The organism is Aminobacter ciceronei (assembly GCF_014138625.1).
Taxonomy (GTDB): domain Bacteria; phylum Pseudomonadota; class Alphaproteobacteria; order Rhizobiales; family Rhizobiaceae; genus Aminobacter; species Aminobacter ciceronei.
Genome location: NZ_JACJHY010000004.1, coordinates 23,598 through 42,135, shown reverse-complemented (window position 1 = coordinate 42,135; position 18,538 = coordinate 23,598). Strand labels below are relative to the sequence as shown.

Here is an 18,538-nt window from a genome sequence, read left to right as displayed (position 1 = left end):
AAACGCTCCCTCAGACGCGGCCCAGGGCAAAGCCCTTGGCGATGTAGTTGCGGACGAACCAGATGACGAGCGCGCCCGGAATGATGGTCAGGACGCCGGCCGCGGCGAGCACGCCCCAGTCCATGCCCGAGGCCGAGACGGTGCGTGTCATGATCGCGGCGATCGGCTTGGCGTCGGTGGTGGTCAGCGTGCGGGCGATCAAGAGTTCGACCCACGAGAACATGAAGCAGAAGAAGGCCGCGACCCCGATGCCGCTGGCGATCAGCGGAACGAAGATCTTCACGAAAAAGCGTGGGAACGAGTAGCCGTCGATATAGGCGGTCTCGTCGATCTCCTTCGGCACGCCCGACATGAAGCCTTCGAGGATCCAGACTGCCAGCGGCACGTTGAACAGGCAGTGCGCCAGCGCAACCGCGATATGCGTGTCGATCAGGCCGAAGGCCGAATAGAGCTGGAAGAAGGGCAGGGCGAACACCGCCGGCGGCGCCATGCGGTTGGTCAGAAGCCAGAAGAACAGGTGCTTGTCGCCGAGGAAGCGGTAGCGCGAGAAGGCGTAAGCCGCAGGCAGGGCGACGGCGATCGAGATCACCGTGTTCATCACCACATAGATGATCGAGTTGATGTAGCCCTTGTACCAGGACGGATCCGTGAAGATCACGCCGTAGTTGCGCAGAGTGGGGTTCTGCGGCCAGAGCGAAAATGTGCCCAGGATTTCCTGGTTCGACTTGAAGCTCATATTGATGAGCCAGTAGATCGGCAGCATCAGGAAGATGATGTAGAGCGTCGGCACCACCCACCAGAAGCGCGATTCCTCGCCGCGCCGCCGCATCCTGCGCGCCAGCGCCTCGTCTGGAGCGCCGCTATGGACAACGCCCGTCGAGGTCACGGCATCACGCATCATCTTGTCCTTGTCGGCGTCCGCGACTGCTTGCCTTGTCCCCGCCATCTCACTTCTCCACGTCGTAATTTGTCATGACGGTGTAGAAGACCCATGACAGCAGCAGCACGATCAGGAAGTAGATGATCGACATCGCCGCCGCCGGGCCGAGGTCGAACTGGCCGACGGCCATCTTGACCAGGTCGATCGACAGGAAGGTGGTGGAGTTGCCGGGGCCGCCGCCGGTGACGACGAAGGGCTCGGTGTAGATCATGAAGCTGTCCATGAAGCGCAGCAGCACGGCGATCAGCAGCACGCGCTGCATCTTCGGCAGCTGGATGTAGCGGAACACCGCCCAGCGCGAGGCGCCGTCGATCTTGGCGGCCTGATAGAAGGCGTCGGGGATCGATACCAGGCCGGCATAGCAGAGCAGCACGACAAGGCTGGTCCAGTGCCAGACATCCATGACGATGACCGTCACCCAGGCGTCGAACGGGTCGTTGACATAGTTGTAGTCGAAGCCGAGCGCATGCAGCGTGTAGCCGAGCAGGCCGATGTCGATGCGGCCGAAGACCTGCCAGATGGTGCCGACGACGTTCCACGGAATGAGCAAAGGCAGCGCCATCAGCACCAGGCAGACCGGCACGCCCCAGCCCTTCCGCGGCATGTTGAGGGCGATGAAGATGCCGAGCGGGATCTGGATCGCCAGGATGATCGCCGAGAAGATCAGGTTGCGGCCCATCGCCGCCCAGAAGCGGTCGGAATGCAGCATCTCCTCGAACCATTCGGCGCCGGCCCAGAAGAACTGGTTGCCGCCGAACGTGTCCTGCACCGAATAGTTGACGACGGTCATCAGCGGGATCACCGCCGAGAAGGCCACCAGCACCAGCACCGGCAGCACCATGAACCAGGCCTTGTTGTTCCAGGTCTTTTCCACGGGTTACGCTCCCATCTCGACGCGCCAGGACTTGTCGTAGAGGTTGATGCCGGCAGGATCGAAGCTGACATGCGGATCGGCCGGCACGTGATCGTCCTCGCCGAGGATCGCCGCGATCTCGCGGCCTTCGAGGCTGGCGCGCACCACCTTGTGGCGGCCGATATCCTCGACCTTGCGTATGGTGACGGGCATGCCCTTGGCGCCGAGCCTGACATATTCGGGCCGGATGCCGAGTTCGATGCTTGCGCCTTCGGCCTTGGGCGTGCCGGGCAGCTCGATGGTCTGGCCGCCGAGCCGGGCGCGCCGGCCTTCGACCGCCACCGGCATGACGTTCATGCCGGGCGAGCCGATGAAATAGCCGACGAAGGTGTGCTTGGGGCGCTCGAACAGCTCGGCCGGCGTGCCGATCTGGACGATCTCGCCGTCATACATCACCACCACCTTCTCGGCGAAGGTCAAAGCCTCCGTCTGGTCGTGGGTGACATAGATCATGGTGTAGCCGAAGCGCCGGTGAAGCTGCTTGAGCTGCGAGCGCAGCACCCATTTCATATGCGGGTCGATGACGGTCAGCGGCTCGTCGAACAGGATCGCATTGACGTCGGAGCGGACGAGGCCGCGGCCGAGCGAGATCTTCTGCTTCTGGTCGGCGGTGAGCCCCCGCGCCTTGCGTTTGGCCCAGCTGGCGAGGTCGATCATGTCGAGCGTCTCGCGCACCTTGCGGTCGACATCGGCTTCTCCGACGCCGCGGTTGCGCAGCGGGAAGGCGAGATTGTCGTAGACCGTCATGGTGTCGTAGATGACCGGGAACTGGAACACCTGGGCGATGTTGCGCTCCTGGGTGGACAGCCGGGTCACGTCCTTGCCGTCGAACAGAAGCTGGCCGTGCGAGGCATGCAGCAGGCCGGAAATGATGTTGAGCAGCGTGGTCTTGCCGCAGCCGGACGGGCCGAGCAGGGCATAGGCGCCGCCGTCCTCGAAGCCGTAATGGACTTCGCGCAGCGCATAGTCCTTGTCGGACTTCGGGTTGGCGCCATAGGCGTGGCGGATGTGGTTCAGGTCGATGCGTGCCATCTTCCCCTCCTATGCGGCGCGTGACGAGGGTGCGCCAGCGGCGCGACCGGTGGCATCGAAGACCATGACGTGGCGCGGATCGATGAACACCTCGATGGTCTCGTCCGGCTCGAACTGCCGGATGCCATGGGTCAGCATCACCCAGCGCGCGTCGGCGTAGTTGAGGTGGACAAAGCTCTCCGAGCCGGTGATCTCGGTGACCGACACCTTGGCCTTGACGCCGACGGCGTCGGTCGTGCGCTTCTCAAAAGAAAGATGGTGGGGCTGGAAGCCGATCGTATAGCTGGCGTCGGCAATGCCGGCGAGGTCCGCCGGCACCGGGAGGTCCACCCCACCATCAAGCTGGAAATTGCGGCCGCTCTTCTTCAACACGATGGTGTTGAGCGGCGGGTCGGCGAAGGTCCGCGCCGTGATCAGGTCGTCCGGCTTGCGGAACACCTCGATCGTCGGGCCGAACTGGGTGATGCGGCCTTCCGACAGCGTGGCGACATTGCCGCCAAGCAGAAGCGCTTCATGCGGCTCGGTCGTGGCATAGACGAAGATCGCGCCGGTTTCGGCGAAGATCCTCGGCAGTTCGGCGCGCAGTTCCTCGCGCAATTTGTAATCGAGATTGGCGAGCGGCTCGTCGAGCAGCACGAGCCGGGCATTCTTGACGATGGCACGGGCGAGCGCTGTGCGCTGCTGCTGGCCGCCCGACAGGTTGAGCGGGGTGCGGTCGAGATAGGGTGTCAGCTTGAGCAGGTCGGCGGCGCGCTTGACCTCCTGTTCGATCCTGGCCTTGTCGGCGCCGGCGACACGCAGCGGCGATGCGATGTTCTCATAGACCGTCATCGCCGGGTAGTTGATGAACTGCTGGTAGACCATGGCGATGTTGCGCTTCTGCACCGGCACGCCGGTGACGTCGACACCGTCGAACCAGACCGAGCCCGCGGTTGGCTTGTCGAGCCCGGCCATCAGCCGCATCAGGCTGGTCTTGCCCGACAGCGTCGGTCCCAGAAGGACATTGAGGCTGCCGTGCTGAAGCGCCAGCGAGACGTCGCGGATATGATCCGTGCCGGCCACCGTCTTGGTTACGTTGCGCAGTTCGAGCATAAATCCTCCTCCCAGAGGCAGATGCAGGCGGGCAGGCCTATTCTGCCGCGGCGTTGTGCACGCCTGGGCTCATTCCATGCAGAAATTCGTCGAGTGCCGCGGCCTGCTCTTTGCTGAGCTTCAGCCCCCGCTTGGTGCGCCGCCACAACACGTCCTCGCCGCTCACCGCCCATTCATGGGCGACGAGATAGCGGACCTCGGCCTCGTAGAGATCGGCGCCGAAATTGCGCCCGAGATCGGCTTCCGACTTCGCCAGGCCGAGCAGCGTCCTGGCGCGTGTGCCGTAGAGCCTGGTCAGGCGGCGGGCGAGGCGCATATCGAGGAAGGGGTAGGCAGCCTTGAGCTTGACCACTTCGGCGTCGAAGCCGGTCGCCTCGAACTCGCCGCCCGGCAGGGCGGCGGTTGCCGTCCAGGCCTTGCCCCTCTTGCCCAGCTGCTTCTCGATGATCTCGAGCATGGATTCGGCAAGGCGGCGATAGGTGGTGATCTTTCCGCCGAAGATATTGACGATCGGCGCGCGGCCTTCGCCGCCATCTGATTTCAGCACATAGTCGCGTGTCGCTTCCTGGGCCTTGCTGGCGCCGTCGTCATAAAGCGGGCGGACGCCGGAATAGGTCCAGACGATGTGTTCGGGTTTCACCGGCTCGGCGAAATATTCGCTTGCCGCCTCGCAGAGATAGGTGATCTCGGCCTGGCTGATCCTGGCGGTGTGGGGGTCGCCTTGATAATCCTGGTCGGTGGTGCCGATCAGGGTGAAGTCTTCCTCGTAAGGAATGGCGAAGATGATGCGCCCGTCCTTGTTCTGGAAGAAATAGGCGCGCGGATCGTCGAACTTCTTCGCCACCACGATGTGGCTGCCCTGGACGAGGCGGACATTGTGGACGTTGTTCTGGCCGACGGTTTCGGTCAGCACATGGTCGATCCAGGGTCCGGCGGCATTGACGATGAGCCGCGCCTTGACCTCTTCGACCTGGCCGCTGCGCAGGTCCTCGACGCGGATGTTCCAATGGCCGTTGTCGCGGCGCGCGCTCGTCACCTTGGCCCGGGTGCGGATGACGGCACCCCTGTCGGCGGCGTCGCGGGCATTGAGCACGACCAGCCGTGCATCGTTGACCCAGCCGTCGGAATATTCGAAGGCGCGCGCAAACATCGGCTTCAGCGGCTTGCCGGCGACGTCGCTGTGCATGTCGAGCGTGCGTGTCGGCGGCAACAGCTTGCGGCCGCCAATATGGTCGTAGAGGAACAGGCCGAGCCGGATCAGCCATGCCGGGCGCAGGCCCTTGGCATAGGGCAACACGAAGCGCATCGGCCAGATGATGTGAGGCGCGTTCTTCCACAGCACCTCGCGTTCCATCAGCGCTTCGCGCACCAGGCGGAATTCGTAATGCTCGAGATAGCGCAGCCCGCCATGGATCAGCTTGGTCGAATAGGACGAGGTGCCGGAGGCGAGATCGTTCATTTCGGCAAGGTAGACGGAGTAGCCGCGGCCGACCGCGTCGCGGGCGATTCCGCAGCCATTGATGCCGCCGCCGATAACGAAGATGTCGTGGATTTCTGGTCTGCTCACGCCTTCGCCGCCTTTTCGCACTGCAGCAATTTAAGCACCATTCGAAGCTCGATTTGGATTATTTCGAACTGAAAGTGAATGTCAAACGAAATATATCGCTGATCGCAGGCTGACGTGCTGACGTTGTGTCAGGGGCAGGGGCTTGGCGTGTATCCGTCAGTTTAGACGGCTAAAAGCCTACAAATGGGCGGAATCTTCTGTTTTTTGCCAGGCGAAACACTGTTGCCTCGGGCAATACAGGACAATTCCCGGTTGTGATCTTCGTTTTCAGCCTTCATTGACCAAAACGAAGGCGGAATTTCCGGTGCATGTCGCGGCGGCAGGCGGCGTCTGTGCGGCCGGCTGTGGACAACAAAAAAGCCGGGGCCGCGTCGGCGGCCCCGGCTGCAGATGGGGTTCGGGAAAGTCAGTGGGGGAAGAAGGCGAAGCGAATGACGAACAGGATCGCCACCAGCCAGGTCGCGGCATGGACTTCACCGGGACGGCCGGTGAGCAGCTTGAGCGCGGCATAGCTGATGAAGCCGAAGGCAAGGCCGTTGGCGATCGAGTAGGTGAAGGGCATCATCAGCGCGGTCAGCGCCGCCGGTGCTGCCTCGGTGATATCGGCCCATTCGACCTCGACCAGCTCGCGCATCATCAGGCCGGCGACATAGAGCAGGGCAGGCGCCGTCGCATAGGCAGGCACCGAGCCGGCCAGCGGCGAGAAGAACAGCGCGGCGAGGAAGAGCACGCCGATGACCAAAGCGGTCAGGCCGGTGCGGCCGCCTGCCTGCACGCCCGAGGCGCTTTCGACATAGGCCGTCGTGCTCGAGGTGCCGAGCAGGGAGCCCGCGACGATGGCCGTGCTGTCGGCCAGAAGGGCGCGGCCGAGGCGGTTGGGCTTGCCCGGCTCGATCAGCCCGGCGCGCTTGGCGACGCCGATCAGCGTGCCGGTGGCGTCGAAGACCTCGACCAGCACGAACACCAGGATGACATGGACCAGGCCGGCATGCAGGGCGCCGAAGACGTCGAGCTGCAGGAAGGTCGGCAGGATCGACGGCGGCATCGAGACGATGCCGTTGAACTGGCTGACGCCGAGCGCCATCGAGGCGATGGTGATCACCAGAATGCCGATCAGGATCGCGCCGCGCACCTTGAGCGCGTCAAGGGCCGCGATGATGAAGAAGCCGGCGATGGCAAGCAGCGTCCCGGTCTGGCTGACGTCGCCCAGCGTCACCAGCGTTGCCGGGCTGGCCACGACGATACCGGAGCTTTTCAGCGCGATGATGCCGAGGAACAGGCCGATACCGGCGGCAATGGCGCTGCGCATCGAGTGCGGGATGCCGGCGATCAGCCAGCTGCGCACGCCGCTGACGGTCAGGATCAGGAAGATCACGCCTGAAATGAACACCGCGCCCAGCGCCTGCTGCCAGGAAAAGCCCATGGCGCCGACGACGGTAAAGGCGAAGAAGGCGTTCAGGCCCATGCCCGGCGCCATGCCGATCGGCCATTTCGCCACCAGGCCCATGACCAGCGAGCCGATCGCTGCGGCAAGGCAGGTGGCAACGAACACGGCGTTGCGGTCCATGCCCGTCGACGACAGGATCTCCGGGTTGACGAAGATGATGTAGGCCATGGTCAGGAAGGTCGTGACACCGGCGATCACTTCGGTCCGGACCGATGTCCCTTGTTCCTTCAGGTTGAAATACTTCTCAAGCACTCTTTGCTTCCTCCCAGACGGTTAGGGGGCAGCCTGGTCCTGGCGCAGGCTTGCCGACGCACCCATGCTTTCCCCGCATGGCCGCCGGCGTTTTCCTGCCGAACTCCTGCTGCCCTCTCGTGCCGACCCAGGACGCGTCTTGCGTCTCCACCCCGGACCGGCTTCCGCCAACAAATGGCGCAAGGCATGATTGCCTGCGCAAACGTGGCCTAAATTCTGCCTGATGCAGCCATCGCACAAGTGGCGGTTGCTTTAAGCAGTTTCGCGTTTTTGTTGATGGATTGCGCCCGTTCGGACGATGCCTCAGGCGAGCAGCGCCTGGCCGGTTGCCGGGTCGAACAGGTGCAGCGCGTCGTCGTCGACGGCAAATGCCGCCACGTCACCCTGGCCGACCCTGGCTCTTGGCGCAAGACATGCGGTGAGCTTTTGCGGGCCGATGCGCGCGGTGGCGACAAGTTCGGGTCCGGTCAGTTCGACCACTTCGATCCGCACCGGCAGCACATGGCCGCCGGCCTGGTCGCCTGCCTGGTCAAGTGACGCCAGCCGCAGTGCCTCCGGCCTGATGCCGAGCGCAAGCCGCGTCTTGTCCTGGACAACTGGGGCCTGGAGGAGTGGCCTGAAACGGTCGGGCAAACGCAAGCGAACCTCGGATCCGACGATTCGTAACGCGCCATTGTCGACCTCGACGTCGATCATGTTCATCGGCGGGGCGCCGACGAAGCCGGCGACATAAAGCGTGGCGGGCTGGTTGTAGATCTCTTCCGGCGTGCCGAGCTGTTCGATGCGCCCATCCTTCATCACCGCGATGCGTGTCGCCAGCGTCATCGCCTCGATCTGATCGTGGGTGACGTAGACGACGGTCGTCTTCAGAATCTGGTGCAGACGCTTGAGTTCGGTGCGCATTTCGAGCCTGAGCTTGGCATCGAGATTGGACAGAGGCTCGTCGAACAGGAACACCTGGGGCTTGCGCACCAATGCCCGGCCGATAGCGACGCGCTGGCGCTGGCCGCCGGAGAGCTGGCTCGGCTTGCGGTCGAGCAAGGGCTCGATCTGCAGCAGGCGCGACGCCTCCGCGACGGCCTTCTCACGTTCGGCAAGCGGCACCTTGCGCATCTCCAGGCCGAAGCCGATGTTCCGGCGCACGCTGAGATTGGGGTAGAGCGCATAGGACTGGAACACCATGGCGATGTCGCGGTCCTTGGGATGAACGCCGAGGATGGACCTGCCGGCGATGCGGATGTCGCCGCTGGTGGCTTCGGCAAGCCCGGCTATGATGTTGAGCAGCGTCGATTTCCCGCAACCCGACGAGCCGAGCAGGACGAGGAACTCGCCGCTCTGCAGCGCGATGTCGATGCCTTTCAGCGTCTCGACCGCGCCGTAGCTCTTGCGGATGTTCTGGATGTCGAGCGCACTCATGCAAATTCGTCCCTGATCTCGGGCAACCCGCCATAGAGGCGGGGCAAGGTGGAAATGGCACGCGAGGCGACCTGCACGCCCGCGGTGAGGCAGGCAGCCAGCGGCCGGTCGCCGGCAAGCGCTGCCAGGAAGGCAGCATTGAAGACGTCGCCGGCGCCGATCGTGTCGATGACCGTGACGACGGGTGCTTTCACCGACACCAGTTCGCCGCCGGGACCGATGGCGACGGCGCCGTCCGGACCGCATTTGACGACCAGGATCGCGCCTTCGGGCATGCTGCGCCACAAGGCGACTGCGGCTTCGGCCGGACTGTCGAGGCCTGCAAGGGTCGTTGCCTCGACTTCGTTCAGCAACGCACAGTCGCAATGCGCAAGCCATGTCCGCGTCAAGGCGCAGTTGTGCTCGGTCCAGCCGTCGGGTGGCCAGCCGGTGTCGAGCACGACCGAGATGCCATGGCCATGCGCCCAGTCGAAGAAGGCGTCGTAGTCGCGCGTAAGCTCGGTGGTCAGGAACGCACCACAGAGCAAGGCGTAGCCGCCGGAAAGCTGCGCGCCGTCGAGCACCGACAACACATCGGCCAGGCTAAAGCGGGGCAGGTGGCCATGGGTGGTGAAGAAGGTGCGTTCGCCGTCGGGATGGGTGATGCCGACCGAAAGCGTCGTGCGCTCGGCAGTAACAGGCCATCTGGCGGCCCGATCGCCGAAGGCGTCGCGCAGCCACAGGCCGAACTGGTCGTTGCCGACATTGGCTGATATCTCGAAGTCGACGCCGAGCGCATCCCAGGCAAGCGCGCTGTTGCCCGCCTGGCCGCCGACCCGCAACTCGTCATGGTCGACGATGATCTCCGTTCCTGCCCTCGGCCAGGGTGCTGTCGGCCCCAGGATGAGGTCGACATTGACGTTGCCGATGACAGCAAGCGGACGCATTCATTCGCTCCGCGTGATCTTGGTCGAACGCACCGGCGTGCCGGCGTCGTCGACACGGGCATCGGCAAAGGCGATCATCAGCCGCTGGGCTGTCGGCAGCATGGCAAAAATGGCGTCCATGCCGGTTGCCGGCTTGAAGGCAAGGGTCGTCGCGCCCGCCACCGGCGCCTCATCAGAGGAATCGAAGATGACGACGGCAGCACCGGTCTCGACAGCCGACACGGCCATGGCGGTGACAAGCGGTGCCGTCGGGTCCTTGCCCCGGAACAGCACGACCCCGATGTTGGGCCCAAGCATCTCCATCGGCCCGTGCCGCAGCTGTCCGCCCTCGAGCGAAAAGCACGGCCGCCGCGACAGTTCGGTCAGGCCAAGCGCCAGCGCCTCGGCAACGCCCTGCAGGCGCCGGCCCGAGGTGACGACGGTGTCGACATCGGCCAAAGCCTTGAGCGCGGGACCAACATCGACGACCTCGGGCAGTTGCAGGGCGACAAGCGCCCCGCCCGGATGTTCGCCAAGCGCGGCGAGAATGGCGAGGTGAAGCGAAAGCGTCACCGTCAGGCTGCGGGTCGCGGCAAAGGCGAGCTCGGTGCCGCCGACGCCGACCAGCGAAGGTGCTTTCCGGGCCAGGAACGAGCCGGCCTCCAGCGTCAGCCCGAAAGTCTCGCTGTTGCCGCCCGTCTCGGTGAACCAGCGCAGCACCTCGGCACTTTCGCCCGACTGCGACGTCATGATCACCGTGCGGCCATCGAGCGAGAGCCCCTGGCCGAGTTGCTCCGACAGCGGCAGGGCAATGGCGTCGATGCCGAGCGCGCGATAGAGCGGCTCGACCGCCCGGCCGACGGCATGCGAGCCGCCCATGCCGAGCAGCAGCAGCCTGCCGGTCCTTTCGAGCGAGGCGGCGACCCGGGCCGCCATTCCGGCGTTTTCGGCGAAGGACGCCAGGGCGTCGCCATTCTGCCGCGCCATTTCGCGGTCGATGGCCAAGAGGCCGGCAGGTCTGGGCTTCGGTGAGGTCATGGTCATCATCCTTTCACGCCGCCGCTGGTCAGGCCCGAAATCAGGGCACGCTGCATGACGAGCCCGATCAGCACCGGCGGCAGGGCAGCCAGCACGCCTGCGGTGGCAATCAGACCGTAATCCGAGACGCGGCCTCCGGCGAGGTCGGCGATGGCGACCGTCAGCGTCTTGGCGCGCAGGTCGGAGGTAAACAGCAGCGCATAGAAGAACTCGTCCCAGGCCAGGAGCAGCGCAAACAGTGCCGACGTCGCGACAACGGGTGCTGCCAGCGGCAAGGTGATGATGCGCAGCGTCTGGAACAGGCTGGCGCCGTCGATCATCGCGGATGCTTCGATCTCGCGCGGGATGGCATCGAAGCCCGATTTCATCAGCCAGGTGGTGAAGGGGGCGAGGATGGTGAGATAGACCAGCGCCAGGCCGAAAATGTTGTTGAGCATGCCGAAATAGGCCAGGCCCATATAGAGCGGCACGGCGAGCGCCACCGGCGGCAACATGTAGGTGGCGATCACCATCGACAGCGACCAGCCGACCTGAGGCGTGCGCGACACCGCCCAGCCGGCCGGGATGGCAAGCGCAATCGCTGCAATCGTCGCCATGCCGGCGATCTTAAGGCTATTCCAGAGGGAGGCCGTGAAGGCGGCGCCGGCGCTGTTTTCGACTGATGAAAGCAGCAAGGCGTAACGGGAAAAGTCGACCTCCGCGGGCCACCAGCGCAACGGCTTGGCCGACAGGTCGGCCGTCGGCGAGATGCTCATGACGAACAGCCACAGCACCGGCGCCAGGATGACGACCGCCAGAAGCAGCGCTGCGGCATGGATGAAGATGGTGAAAGCCAGGCTCCTGCGTTCCATCAGCTCGCACTCCCCGCAGCTTTCCTGACAAGGGCCGCATAGGCGACGGCCAGCACGGTGACCAGCAAGGTGACGATCAGCGCCAGCGACGCGCCCGAGCCGGCGCGCTGGAACGAAAACGCCTCCTGATAGACCAGGATCGACAGCGTGCGCGTCGAATTGGCCGGCCCGCCGCGCGTCATCACCCAGATGATGTCGAACACCTTGAAGGCCTCGATGGTGCGCAGCACCAGTGCCACCAGAAGCGGGCCGACGAGATAGGGCAGGATGACGAAACGGAAGCGCGCGATCGGCCCGGCGCCGTCGACCATCGATGCCGCGGTGATGTCGCGCGGCACAGCCTGCAAGGCTGCAAGGGCAATGAGGGCGACGAGCGGAAAGTTCTTCCAGCAGTCGGCGACGATCAGCGCTGCCAGCGCGGTGTTGGGCTCGCCGAGCCAGGAGCGGTAGGCGTCGAGCAGGCCTGCTTGGGTCAGTGCCGCGTTCAATGCGCCATATTCGGGATTGTAGATCAGCCGCCACAGCGTGGCGTTGACCACTGTCGGCAGCGCCCAGGGCAGGATCATCAGCGCACGCAGCACGGTGCGGCCGTAAAACTGCTGGTTCAAGAGCAGGGCGGCGAGCACGCCGAGCACCATCTCCGCCGCCACCGAGATGACCGCGAACCATGTCGTGGTCACAAGCGTGCGCTGGAAGTTCGCGCCGGACAGCATCCTGGCGTAGTTGTCGAGGCCGACGAAGCTGCCCTCGGTGCCGACGAGCCTGGCGTCGGTGAAGGACAGGCGAACCGTGTCGACGAGGGGCCAGCCGATGACTGATATCATGACCGCGAGCAGCGGCAGCATCAGCAGCCATGCCCGGGTCGTCATCCATGAGCCCGACATGAGGCGACTCTTTTCAGTTGGAACGAAAGGGCCGGGCGACCGGCGCCGTCCGGAAATCATTTGAAACCAAAGGACCGGGCCGCCGGAGCGGCCCAGAAGTGACTTGAACCGAAAGGGCGGGGCGGTCGGACCCGCCCAGAAAACGAAAGGGCCGGGCCGCCGGAGCGGCCCGGAGTTTGGGGCAGTAAAGCTTAGAGACCGCTGTTTTCGGCAGCGCTCTTGAGCGCGTCTTCGGGCTTTGCCTGGCCGAGCAGCGATTCCTGGATCGCCTGCTGCAGCGCCGTCGACAGCTCCTGGTATTTCGGCGTCGTCGGGCGCGGATACATCGCCGCAAGGCCGAGCTTGGCAGCGGCGATCAGCTCTTCCTGGCCCTTGGTCACTTCAGGATCGTCATAGGACGAGGCCCAGATCGGCAGAGAGAGCTTTGCATACTGGTTCTGGGTTTGCTGCGAGGTCATGAAGGTGATGAACTTCCAGGCTTCCTCGGGATGCTTGCTGGCTGTGGTGATGCCGAGGCCCATCGAGCCGTTGACCGCCGAGACCTCGCTTTTGCCCGCAACGCCCGGCGCCGGCACGACGCCGACCTTGCCCGCGACCTTGCTGTCCTTGGGGTCGTTGGCCATGTTGTACATGTAGGTCCAGTTGAGCGCGAAGGCGGCTTCGCCGTTCTGGAACACCTTGCGCACGTCCTCTTCGAGGAACTCCTTGGAGTTCGGGTTGGTCAGGCCCGAGCTGTAGCTCGTCACCATGTAGTTCAGCGCATCGAGCCCGCCGCCGCTCTGGAAGGCCGGCTTGCCGTCCTTGATGAAGTCGCCGCCATAGGCGCTGACCAAAGTGGTGTAGTCGCAGATCGCCGCTTCCGCCTGCGACCAGCTCCACGAGATCGGCGTTGCCAGCAGGCCCTTGTCCTTGATGATCTTGGCCTGCTCGGCCAGTTCGTCCCAGGTCTTGGGCGGGCTCTTGATGCCGGCCTTTTCAAGGATTTCCTTGTTGTAGAACAGGTACTTGGTGTCGAGAATCCACGGCATGCCGTAAGACTTGCCGTCATAGGTGACGGTGGTCCAGGCGCCTGGAAGCACACCCTTCTTCATCTCCTCGGTGATGCGCGCGGAGACGTCGACGAGCACATTGTTGGAGGCATATTCGGCCGGCCAGATGACGTCGAACAGCACCACGTCGTAGCCGCCCGACCCCTGGGCCAGCACTGTCTTGTCGTGCAGGCCTTCGTAAGGCACGAATTCGAGATTGACCTTGATGTCGGGATTGGCCTTGCTGAAGGCTTCAGTCATCGCCCGCACGTCGGCCTCGCTATAGGCCGCCTGGGCCATGAACAGCGCGTTGATCGAGGTTTCGGCAAAGGCATGAGGCATGAAGGCGCCGCCGACGAAAGCCGCGCCGAGCAATGTCCTGCTAATCGATTTCAACATTTGATCCTCCATTTTTGACTTATGCAAATCCGTCCGGCGGCGCGCGTCACGCTGCCGTCTCGCCTGGGAAAGCACGGGGCCTTGGCCTCGCGATCTGTCGCAAGCGGCTGTCCTGGTCGAAAAATGCGGCGGCTCCAGCCGCCTTTGGTTCCCTGGAACTCTCGCGGTTCCTTATTAAGTCAACTGACTTGACTTATTACTTCTGCAATTATCATTGGAGTCAAGAGGGGAAAACAGTTGAGCGACATCAGCCCGATCCGCGCCACCAGCGGCACCAACCAGGAGGGCACCAGCGCCCACAATCGCCGTGTCATGATGGACGCGTTGCGGCTCAACGGAGCGCTGTCGCGGGCCGACCTGGCGCGGGCGACGCAGCTGACCAAGCAGGCCGTGTCCAACATCATCGAGGAGCTGGAACGCGACGGTTTCGTCGTCTCGCTCGACGCGGTGAGAAAGGGCAGGGGCCAGCCCTCGACGCCTTACCGTCTGGTGCCCGAAGGCGCCTTTGCCATCGGCCTGCAGATCGACCGCCACCTGACCCGCGCCGTCGCCGTCGACCTTGTCGGCACGGTTCTGGTGCGCGCCGAGGCCAAGCTGCCGCCCGACGATCCGCATGGCGGCGTCAAAATCATTCTCGGCGTGGTCGAGAGCATCAGGCGCGACCTCGCCGCGATCTCGGCGCTATCCGAAAAGCGCATCGTCGGCCTGGGTGTCGCCATGCCCGGTCCGTTCGGGCTGGAGGAGTTCGGCGACAACAAGTGGATGATGCCGGCCTGGCAGAAATATCCGCTGCTGGAGACGCTAGCCGCCGGCACCGGCCTCGACATCAGCCTGCAGAACGACTCCGCCGCCTGCGCCATCGCCGAGCGCATGGTGGGCGCCGCGCATGGGCTCGATCACGCCGTCTGCCTCTATGTCGGCTACGGCATCGGCGCCGGCCTGATCCTCAATGGCGAGCTCTACCGGGGCGGCAGCGGCAATGCCGGCGAAATCGGCATGGCGCTGCTGTCGCCGCGCGGCAGCGACGGTGCGGTGCTCGAGCATCGGGCCTCGCTGGCCTCGCTCTACCAGCAGCTGGAGCTCGACCCGTCCGAAACCGGCCTCTACGACCATGTCGCGGCGCTGGCCCTGGCCGAAGACCCGGCGCTGGTCGCCTGGGTCAGGGACGCGGCCATGGATCTGCGCTGGAGTGTCCAGCTCATCGAAACGCTTTTCGACCCGGAGACGGTGATCCTGACCAGTGGCGCGCCCGAGGCCCTGGCCCGTCTGATCGTCGAGGCGATGCTGCCGCTGCCGCTGTCGATCGCCAATCGCCCAGGGCGGACCTTGCCGCGCCTGCAGCTCGGCATCACCGACCCCTGGTCGATCGCTCTTGGCGCCGCCGCCGAGCCGATCGGCCGCGCCTTCGACCCACGCTATTCGGCGATCCTCAAGACCCGTTCGGGCGGCTAGGGATTTTGCGCGTCGGTTCCTGATGTGAAAATAATTTGACAGGAAGGCAAATCTGCGTTTGCATCGGCCTGCCTGATGATGCGAGCGCGCGAGCTTTCGCTCAGGCGGGGAGAGATGCCGCGACAAGGCAATCTCCCGCACAGCATGATCAGAGCAGCCCGCTCAACCTACCAGTCGATGACGATCCGGAACTCGCAATTCCAGGGACAGGGCTCATAGCGCGACGAAGCTGACAACCAGCTGCGTCGGAGTGAATGAGAACCGACCTGGAGAAGCTGCATGTCCGTAGACCTGCTCGTGCGTGACGCATATGTGTATGTCGATCGCGGCTGGGAAATCGCCGACGGCTGGATCGCCGTCAAAGACAAGAGAGTCCATTCCGTGGGCAAGGCCGGCGACGAGCCGGTCGCCGCAAAGACCATCTCGGCGCGTGGCCGGCTGGTCACGCCGGGCCTGATAAACGCCCACCACCACATGTACCAGAACCTGACGCGGTCCTACGCGCCGGTGACCAACGGTTCGCTGTTCGAGTGGCTGACCGGGCTCTACCCGATGTGGGCCGGGCTGACCGAGGAATCGGTCTATGCCTCCACCTATGTCGCGATGACCGAGCTTTTGATGGGCGGCTGCACCACCTCGATGGACCACATGTATGTCCATCCCAGGCCCAGGCTGATCGATGCCCAGATCCGCGCCAGCACCGACATCGGCTTCCGTTTCTATGCGACACGCGGGTCGATGACGCGCTCGGTCGAGGATGGCGGCCTGCCGCCTGCCTCGGTGGTGCAGCGCGAGGACGACATCCTCGAAGACAGCATCCGGCTGGTGGAGAGCTACCACGATGCCGGGCCGGGCGCGATGACGCGCGTGGCGCTCGCGCCGTGCTCGTTGTTCTCCGTGACCGAGCGGATCATGTCGGAATCGGCGCGGCTGGCCGACAAATATGATCTCAGGCTGCACACCCACCTCGCCGAGGACCCCGAGGAGGACAGATATTGCGCCGAGGTCTATGGCTGTACGCCGACCGAATATTTCGAGCGTGTCGGCTGGGCCAGCAAGCGCTCCTGGGTCGCGCATTTCATCTATCCGACTGATGCCGAGATCGGACGCCTCGCACATGCCGGCGTCTGCGCCACCCAGTGCCCCTGTTCGAACATGCTGATCGGCGGCGGCTCGGCCGACGCCATGGGGCTGCGCGCCCGCGGCATGCGCGTCGGCCTTGGCTGCGATGGCTCGGCTTCGACCGACCATGCGTCGATGTGGCTGGAGGCGCGCACGGCGCTGTTGCTCGGACGCTATCGCAACGGCCCGCATTCGATGTCGGCGCGCGATGCACTCGACATCGCGACGCGCGGCGGTGCTGCCTGTCTCGGCTGGGAGGATGAGATCGGCCATCTCAGGCCGGGCGCCTGTGCCGACCTTGTCGTCTGGAGCATGTCGGACGTGGCGCTTGCCGGCGCCCATAGCGATCCGGTCGAGGCCTGGCTGCGCTGCGGCCCTGCCGTTGCCGGCACCACCGTCGTCGCAGGCAAGGTGCTTGTCGAGGACTGCCGTCCGGTCATGGCCGAACTCGGCGACGTGCTGCGGGAGCATGCCCGCCATTCGCGCCGCATGCAGTGCCTCGAGGCCTGACCGTCACCAGCTCATTTCACCTGATGCCGCCGAGGCGGCTCATACTTCTGGGAGGAGGTATATCAATGACTGATCATGTTCATGCTCATATGGGCGAGCTTGAAGCGGTCGACGGCGTGGTCGGGGATGTCGAGGAGGTCATCCCCGCCAGGCGTCGCTTCGCATTGGGACTGCAGCAGGCGCTCGTGTCGAACGCTTGGCTCGATCCCATCTTCATCGCTTCGGTGGCGGGGTTCTCCGCCACCCTGGCGACAAATCTGGTGACCGCCACCTTTCTTGCCGCAGGCGTGGTCACCGTCATACAGAGCACCAGGCTGGTCCGCCTGCCGGTGGTGCAGGGGCCGTCCTCGGCCTTTTCGCCATTGGCCATCGGCTATTACAAGGCCGGGACGATTTCCGCGGCAAGCCTCGGCCTGATCATCGGCGCGGCACTCGTCTTCCTTGCCTCCGTATGCGGCCAGTTCGCCAAGCTCCGGCGGCTGCTGTCGCCGGCCGTCTCCGGAACGATCATCACCCTTGTGGGGGTCGCACTGGCCGGGTTCACCTTCATGGAGTTCTTCGGCGGCATCGGCTCGCCAAGCTTTGCCACGGGATCGAGCCTGTTCCTGGCCTGTGTGACGACGGCGGTGGTGCTGCTCAGCGCCGCCTTCGGCGGTACCTTGCGCATGTTCGGCTTCCTGACCGCGCTCATCGTCGGCGATGTGCTGGCCCTGGGCCTTGGACTGCTCGACTTCTCCAGCGTCGGCCAGGCGCCCTGGCTGGCTTTCCCGAAACTGCTGCCCTATGGCGCGCTGACCTTCGACCCGGCGATCACCATAACCATGTGCATCGTCTTCGTCGTTGCCGTCGTCGAGGCCATGGGCATGTATGAGGCGACGGCGCGGCTCACAGGCGTCGAACTCGACGACCGCCGCGTCAACGCCGGCATTGCCGGTGAAGCCGGTGGTTCGATGCTGGCAGCGCTGATCGGCGGTTTCGGCACCACCGCATACGCGCAGAATCTCGGCGTCATCAGGCTGACCGGCGTCGCCAGCCGGCATGTCGTCCGCGTCGCCGGCTTCATCTTCATCGCCCTGGCATTCCTGCCCAAGGTCGCAGCGGTGCTGGTGGCGACACCGGCGGCGGTTGTCGGCGGGCTGTTCCTGCCGGCGGCGGCAACCGTGGTCATGACCGGCATCCAGATGGCGAGCCAGGACCGGGGTTCACCTGTCAAGAACATGGTGGCCCCGCTCGGCCTGATGGCCGGGCTGAGCATTCCTGCGCTGGCCGGGGCCCTGTCGGGCGGGCTGCCGCAGATCCTTGGCGAGATGCTCGCGCATTCCATCGTGGTCGGCGCGGTGACCGTCATGGTCGCCGAGATCGTCCTGGTTCGTCTTCCCGAGTTCCTGCGCTCGCGCTGAAACAGGAGCAGCCGGGCCGAGGATCCGGCGTCGATCGGCTGGGACATGGACGCGGCGATGGACTCGCGCTCGGCGCTGACGCCGAGCGCGATCGACCCACGCCTTTCGGCGCCCCCAAGGACGCGTTCGGAGTGTCAGCCGAGCATTGCCGGGCTGAAGCGCGCGCCTTGCTCATGGATCCGCTTGACCAGCATCAGCGGGTGGGTGCCGCCGATCTGAGCCGTCTCATCGGCGACGGCCGCGGTGGTCGCCGTCGCCATCAGGTTGGGCATGGTCGCGGCGCTATCCAT

At 64.8% G+C, this 18,538-nt stretch carries 16 protein-coding genes; 3 read left to right on the top strand and 13 right to left on the bottom strand.

Annotated elements, in window-relative coordinates:
- Positions 1–10: 10 nt before the first annotated feature.
- The 12 genes from HNQ95_RS05635 to HNQ95_RS05580 form a co-directional block, all read right to left on the bottom strand.
- A complete protein-coding gene (locus tag HNQ95_RS05635) occupies positions 11–829 on the bottom strand; it encodes a carbohydrate ABC transporter permease (protein WP_067966746.1) in 819 nt (272 codons plus the stop codon).
- A gap of 118 nt (positions 830–947) precedes the next feature.
- Positions 948–1,814: a carbohydrate ABC transporter permease gene (locus HNQ95_RS05630; RefSeq protein ID WP_067963210.1), complete on the bottom strand. Its 867-nt coding sequence runs from the start codon at positions 1,812–1,814 to the stop codon at positions 948–950.
- A 3-nt stretch (positions 1,815–1,817) separates the two neighbouring features.
- Complete coding sequence (locus HNQ95_RS05625) at positions 1,818–2,885, bottom strand: ABC transporter ATP-binding protein (protein WP_067963207.1); 1,068 nt, start codon at positions 2,883–2,885, stop codon at positions 1,818–1,820.
- A 9-nt stretch (positions 2,886–2,894) separates the two neighbouring features.
- Complete coding sequence (locus HNQ95_RS05620; RefSeq protein WP_067963204.1) at positions 2,895–3,977, bottom strand: ABC transporter ATP-binding protein; 1,083 nt, start codon at positions 3,975–3,977, stop codon at positions 2,895–2,897.
- Between the two features lie 37 nt (positions 3,978–4,014).
- On the bottom strand, positions 4,015–5,544 hold the full coding sequence (gene glpD, locus HNQ95_RS05615) for a glycerol-3-phosphate dehydrogenase (RefSeq protein WP_067966742.1): 1,530 nt from the start codon (positions 5,542–5,544) through the stop codon (positions 4,015–4,017).
- A gap of 406 nt (positions 5,545–5,950) precedes the next feature.
- On the bottom strand, positions 5,951–7,243 hold the full coding sequence (locus HNQ95_RS05610) for an NCS2 family permease (RefSeq protein WP_067963201.1): 1,293 nt from the start codon (positions 7,241–7,243) through the stop codon (positions 5,951–5,953).
- A 303-nt stretch (positions 7,244–7,546) separates the two neighbouring features.
- Positions 7,547–8,659, bottom strand: coding sequence for an ABC transporter ATP-binding protein (locus HNQ95_RS05605; RefSeq protein WP_067963199.1), 1,113 nt, complete (start codon positions 8,657–8,659; stop codon positions 7,547–7,549).
- The gene (locus tag HNQ95_RS05600; protein WP_182573697.1) at positions 8,656–9,585 is read right to left on the bottom strand and encodes a PfkB family carbohydrate kinase; all 930 of its coding nucleotides are present in this window, start codon (positions 9,583–9,585) and stop codon (positions 8,656–8,658) included. Before HNQ95_RS05600 ends, HNQ95_RS05605 begins: the two co-directional genes overlap by 4 nt.
- Positions 9,586–10,602: an SIS domain-containing protein gene (locus HNQ95_RS05595; RefSeq protein WP_067966740.1), complete on the bottom strand. Its 1,017-nt coding sequence runs from the start codon at positions 10,600–10,602 to the stop codon at positions 9,586–9,588.
- A 5-nt stretch (positions 10,603–10,607) separates the two neighbouring features.
- Positions 10,608–11,453: a carbohydrate ABC transporter permease gene (locus HNQ95_RS05590; RefSeq protein ID WP_182573698.1), complete on the bottom strand. Its 846-nt coding sequence runs from the start codon at positions 11,451–11,453 to the stop codon at positions 10,608–10,610.
- Positions 11,453–12,337, bottom strand: a complete 885-nt coding sequence (locus tag HNQ95_RS05585) for a carbohydrate ABC transporter permease (RefSeq protein ID WP_067963190.1) — start codon at positions 12,335–12,337, stop codon at positions 11,453–11,455. The genes HNQ95_RS05590 and HNQ95_RS05585 overlap by 1 nt, the downstream gene beginning before the upstream one ends.
- Before the next feature lie 191 nt (positions 12,338–12,528).
- Positions 12,529–13,764: an extracellular solute-binding protein gene (locus HNQ95_RS05580; protein WP_067963186.1), complete on the bottom strand. Its 1,236-nt coding sequence runs from the start codon at positions 13,762–13,764 to the stop codon at positions 12,529–12,531.
- Between the two features lie 237 nt (positions 13,765–14,001).
- On the opposite strand from HNQ95_RS05580, the gene HNQ95_RS05575 reads away from it, so the two are divergent.
- The 3 genes from HNQ95_RS05575 (at position 14,002) to HNQ95_RS05565 (ending at position 18,248) form a co-directional block, all read left to right on the top strand.
- Positions 14,002–15,216: an ROK family transcriptional regulator gene (locus tag HNQ95_RS05575; RefSeq protein ID WP_182573699.1), complete on the top strand. Its 1,215-nt coding sequence runs from the start codon at positions 14,002–14,004 to the stop codon at positions 15,214–15,216.
- Between the two features lie 279 nt (positions 15,217–15,495).
- Positions 15,496–16,848 (top strand): 8-oxoguanine deaminase, encoded by a 1,353-nt coding sequence (locus tag HNQ95_RS05570; protein WP_067963183.1) that lies wholly within the window; start codon positions 15,496–15,498, stop codon positions 16,846–16,848.
- A gap of 65 nt (positions 16,849–16,913) precedes the next feature.
- A complete protein-coding gene (locus HNQ95_RS05565; protein WP_246340600.1) occupies positions 16,914–18,248 on the top strand; it encodes a uracil-xanthine permease family protein in 1,335 nt (444 codons plus the stop codon).
- Positions 18,249–18,382: 134 nt separating this feature from the next.
- Here HNQ95_RS05565 and HNQ95_RS05560 read toward each other — a convergent pair whose 3' ends face one another.
- Entirely contained in the window at positions 18,383–18,538 is a 156-nt protein-coding gene (locus HNQ95_RS05560; RefSeq protein ID WP_182573700.1) for a hypothetical protein, read from the bottom strand.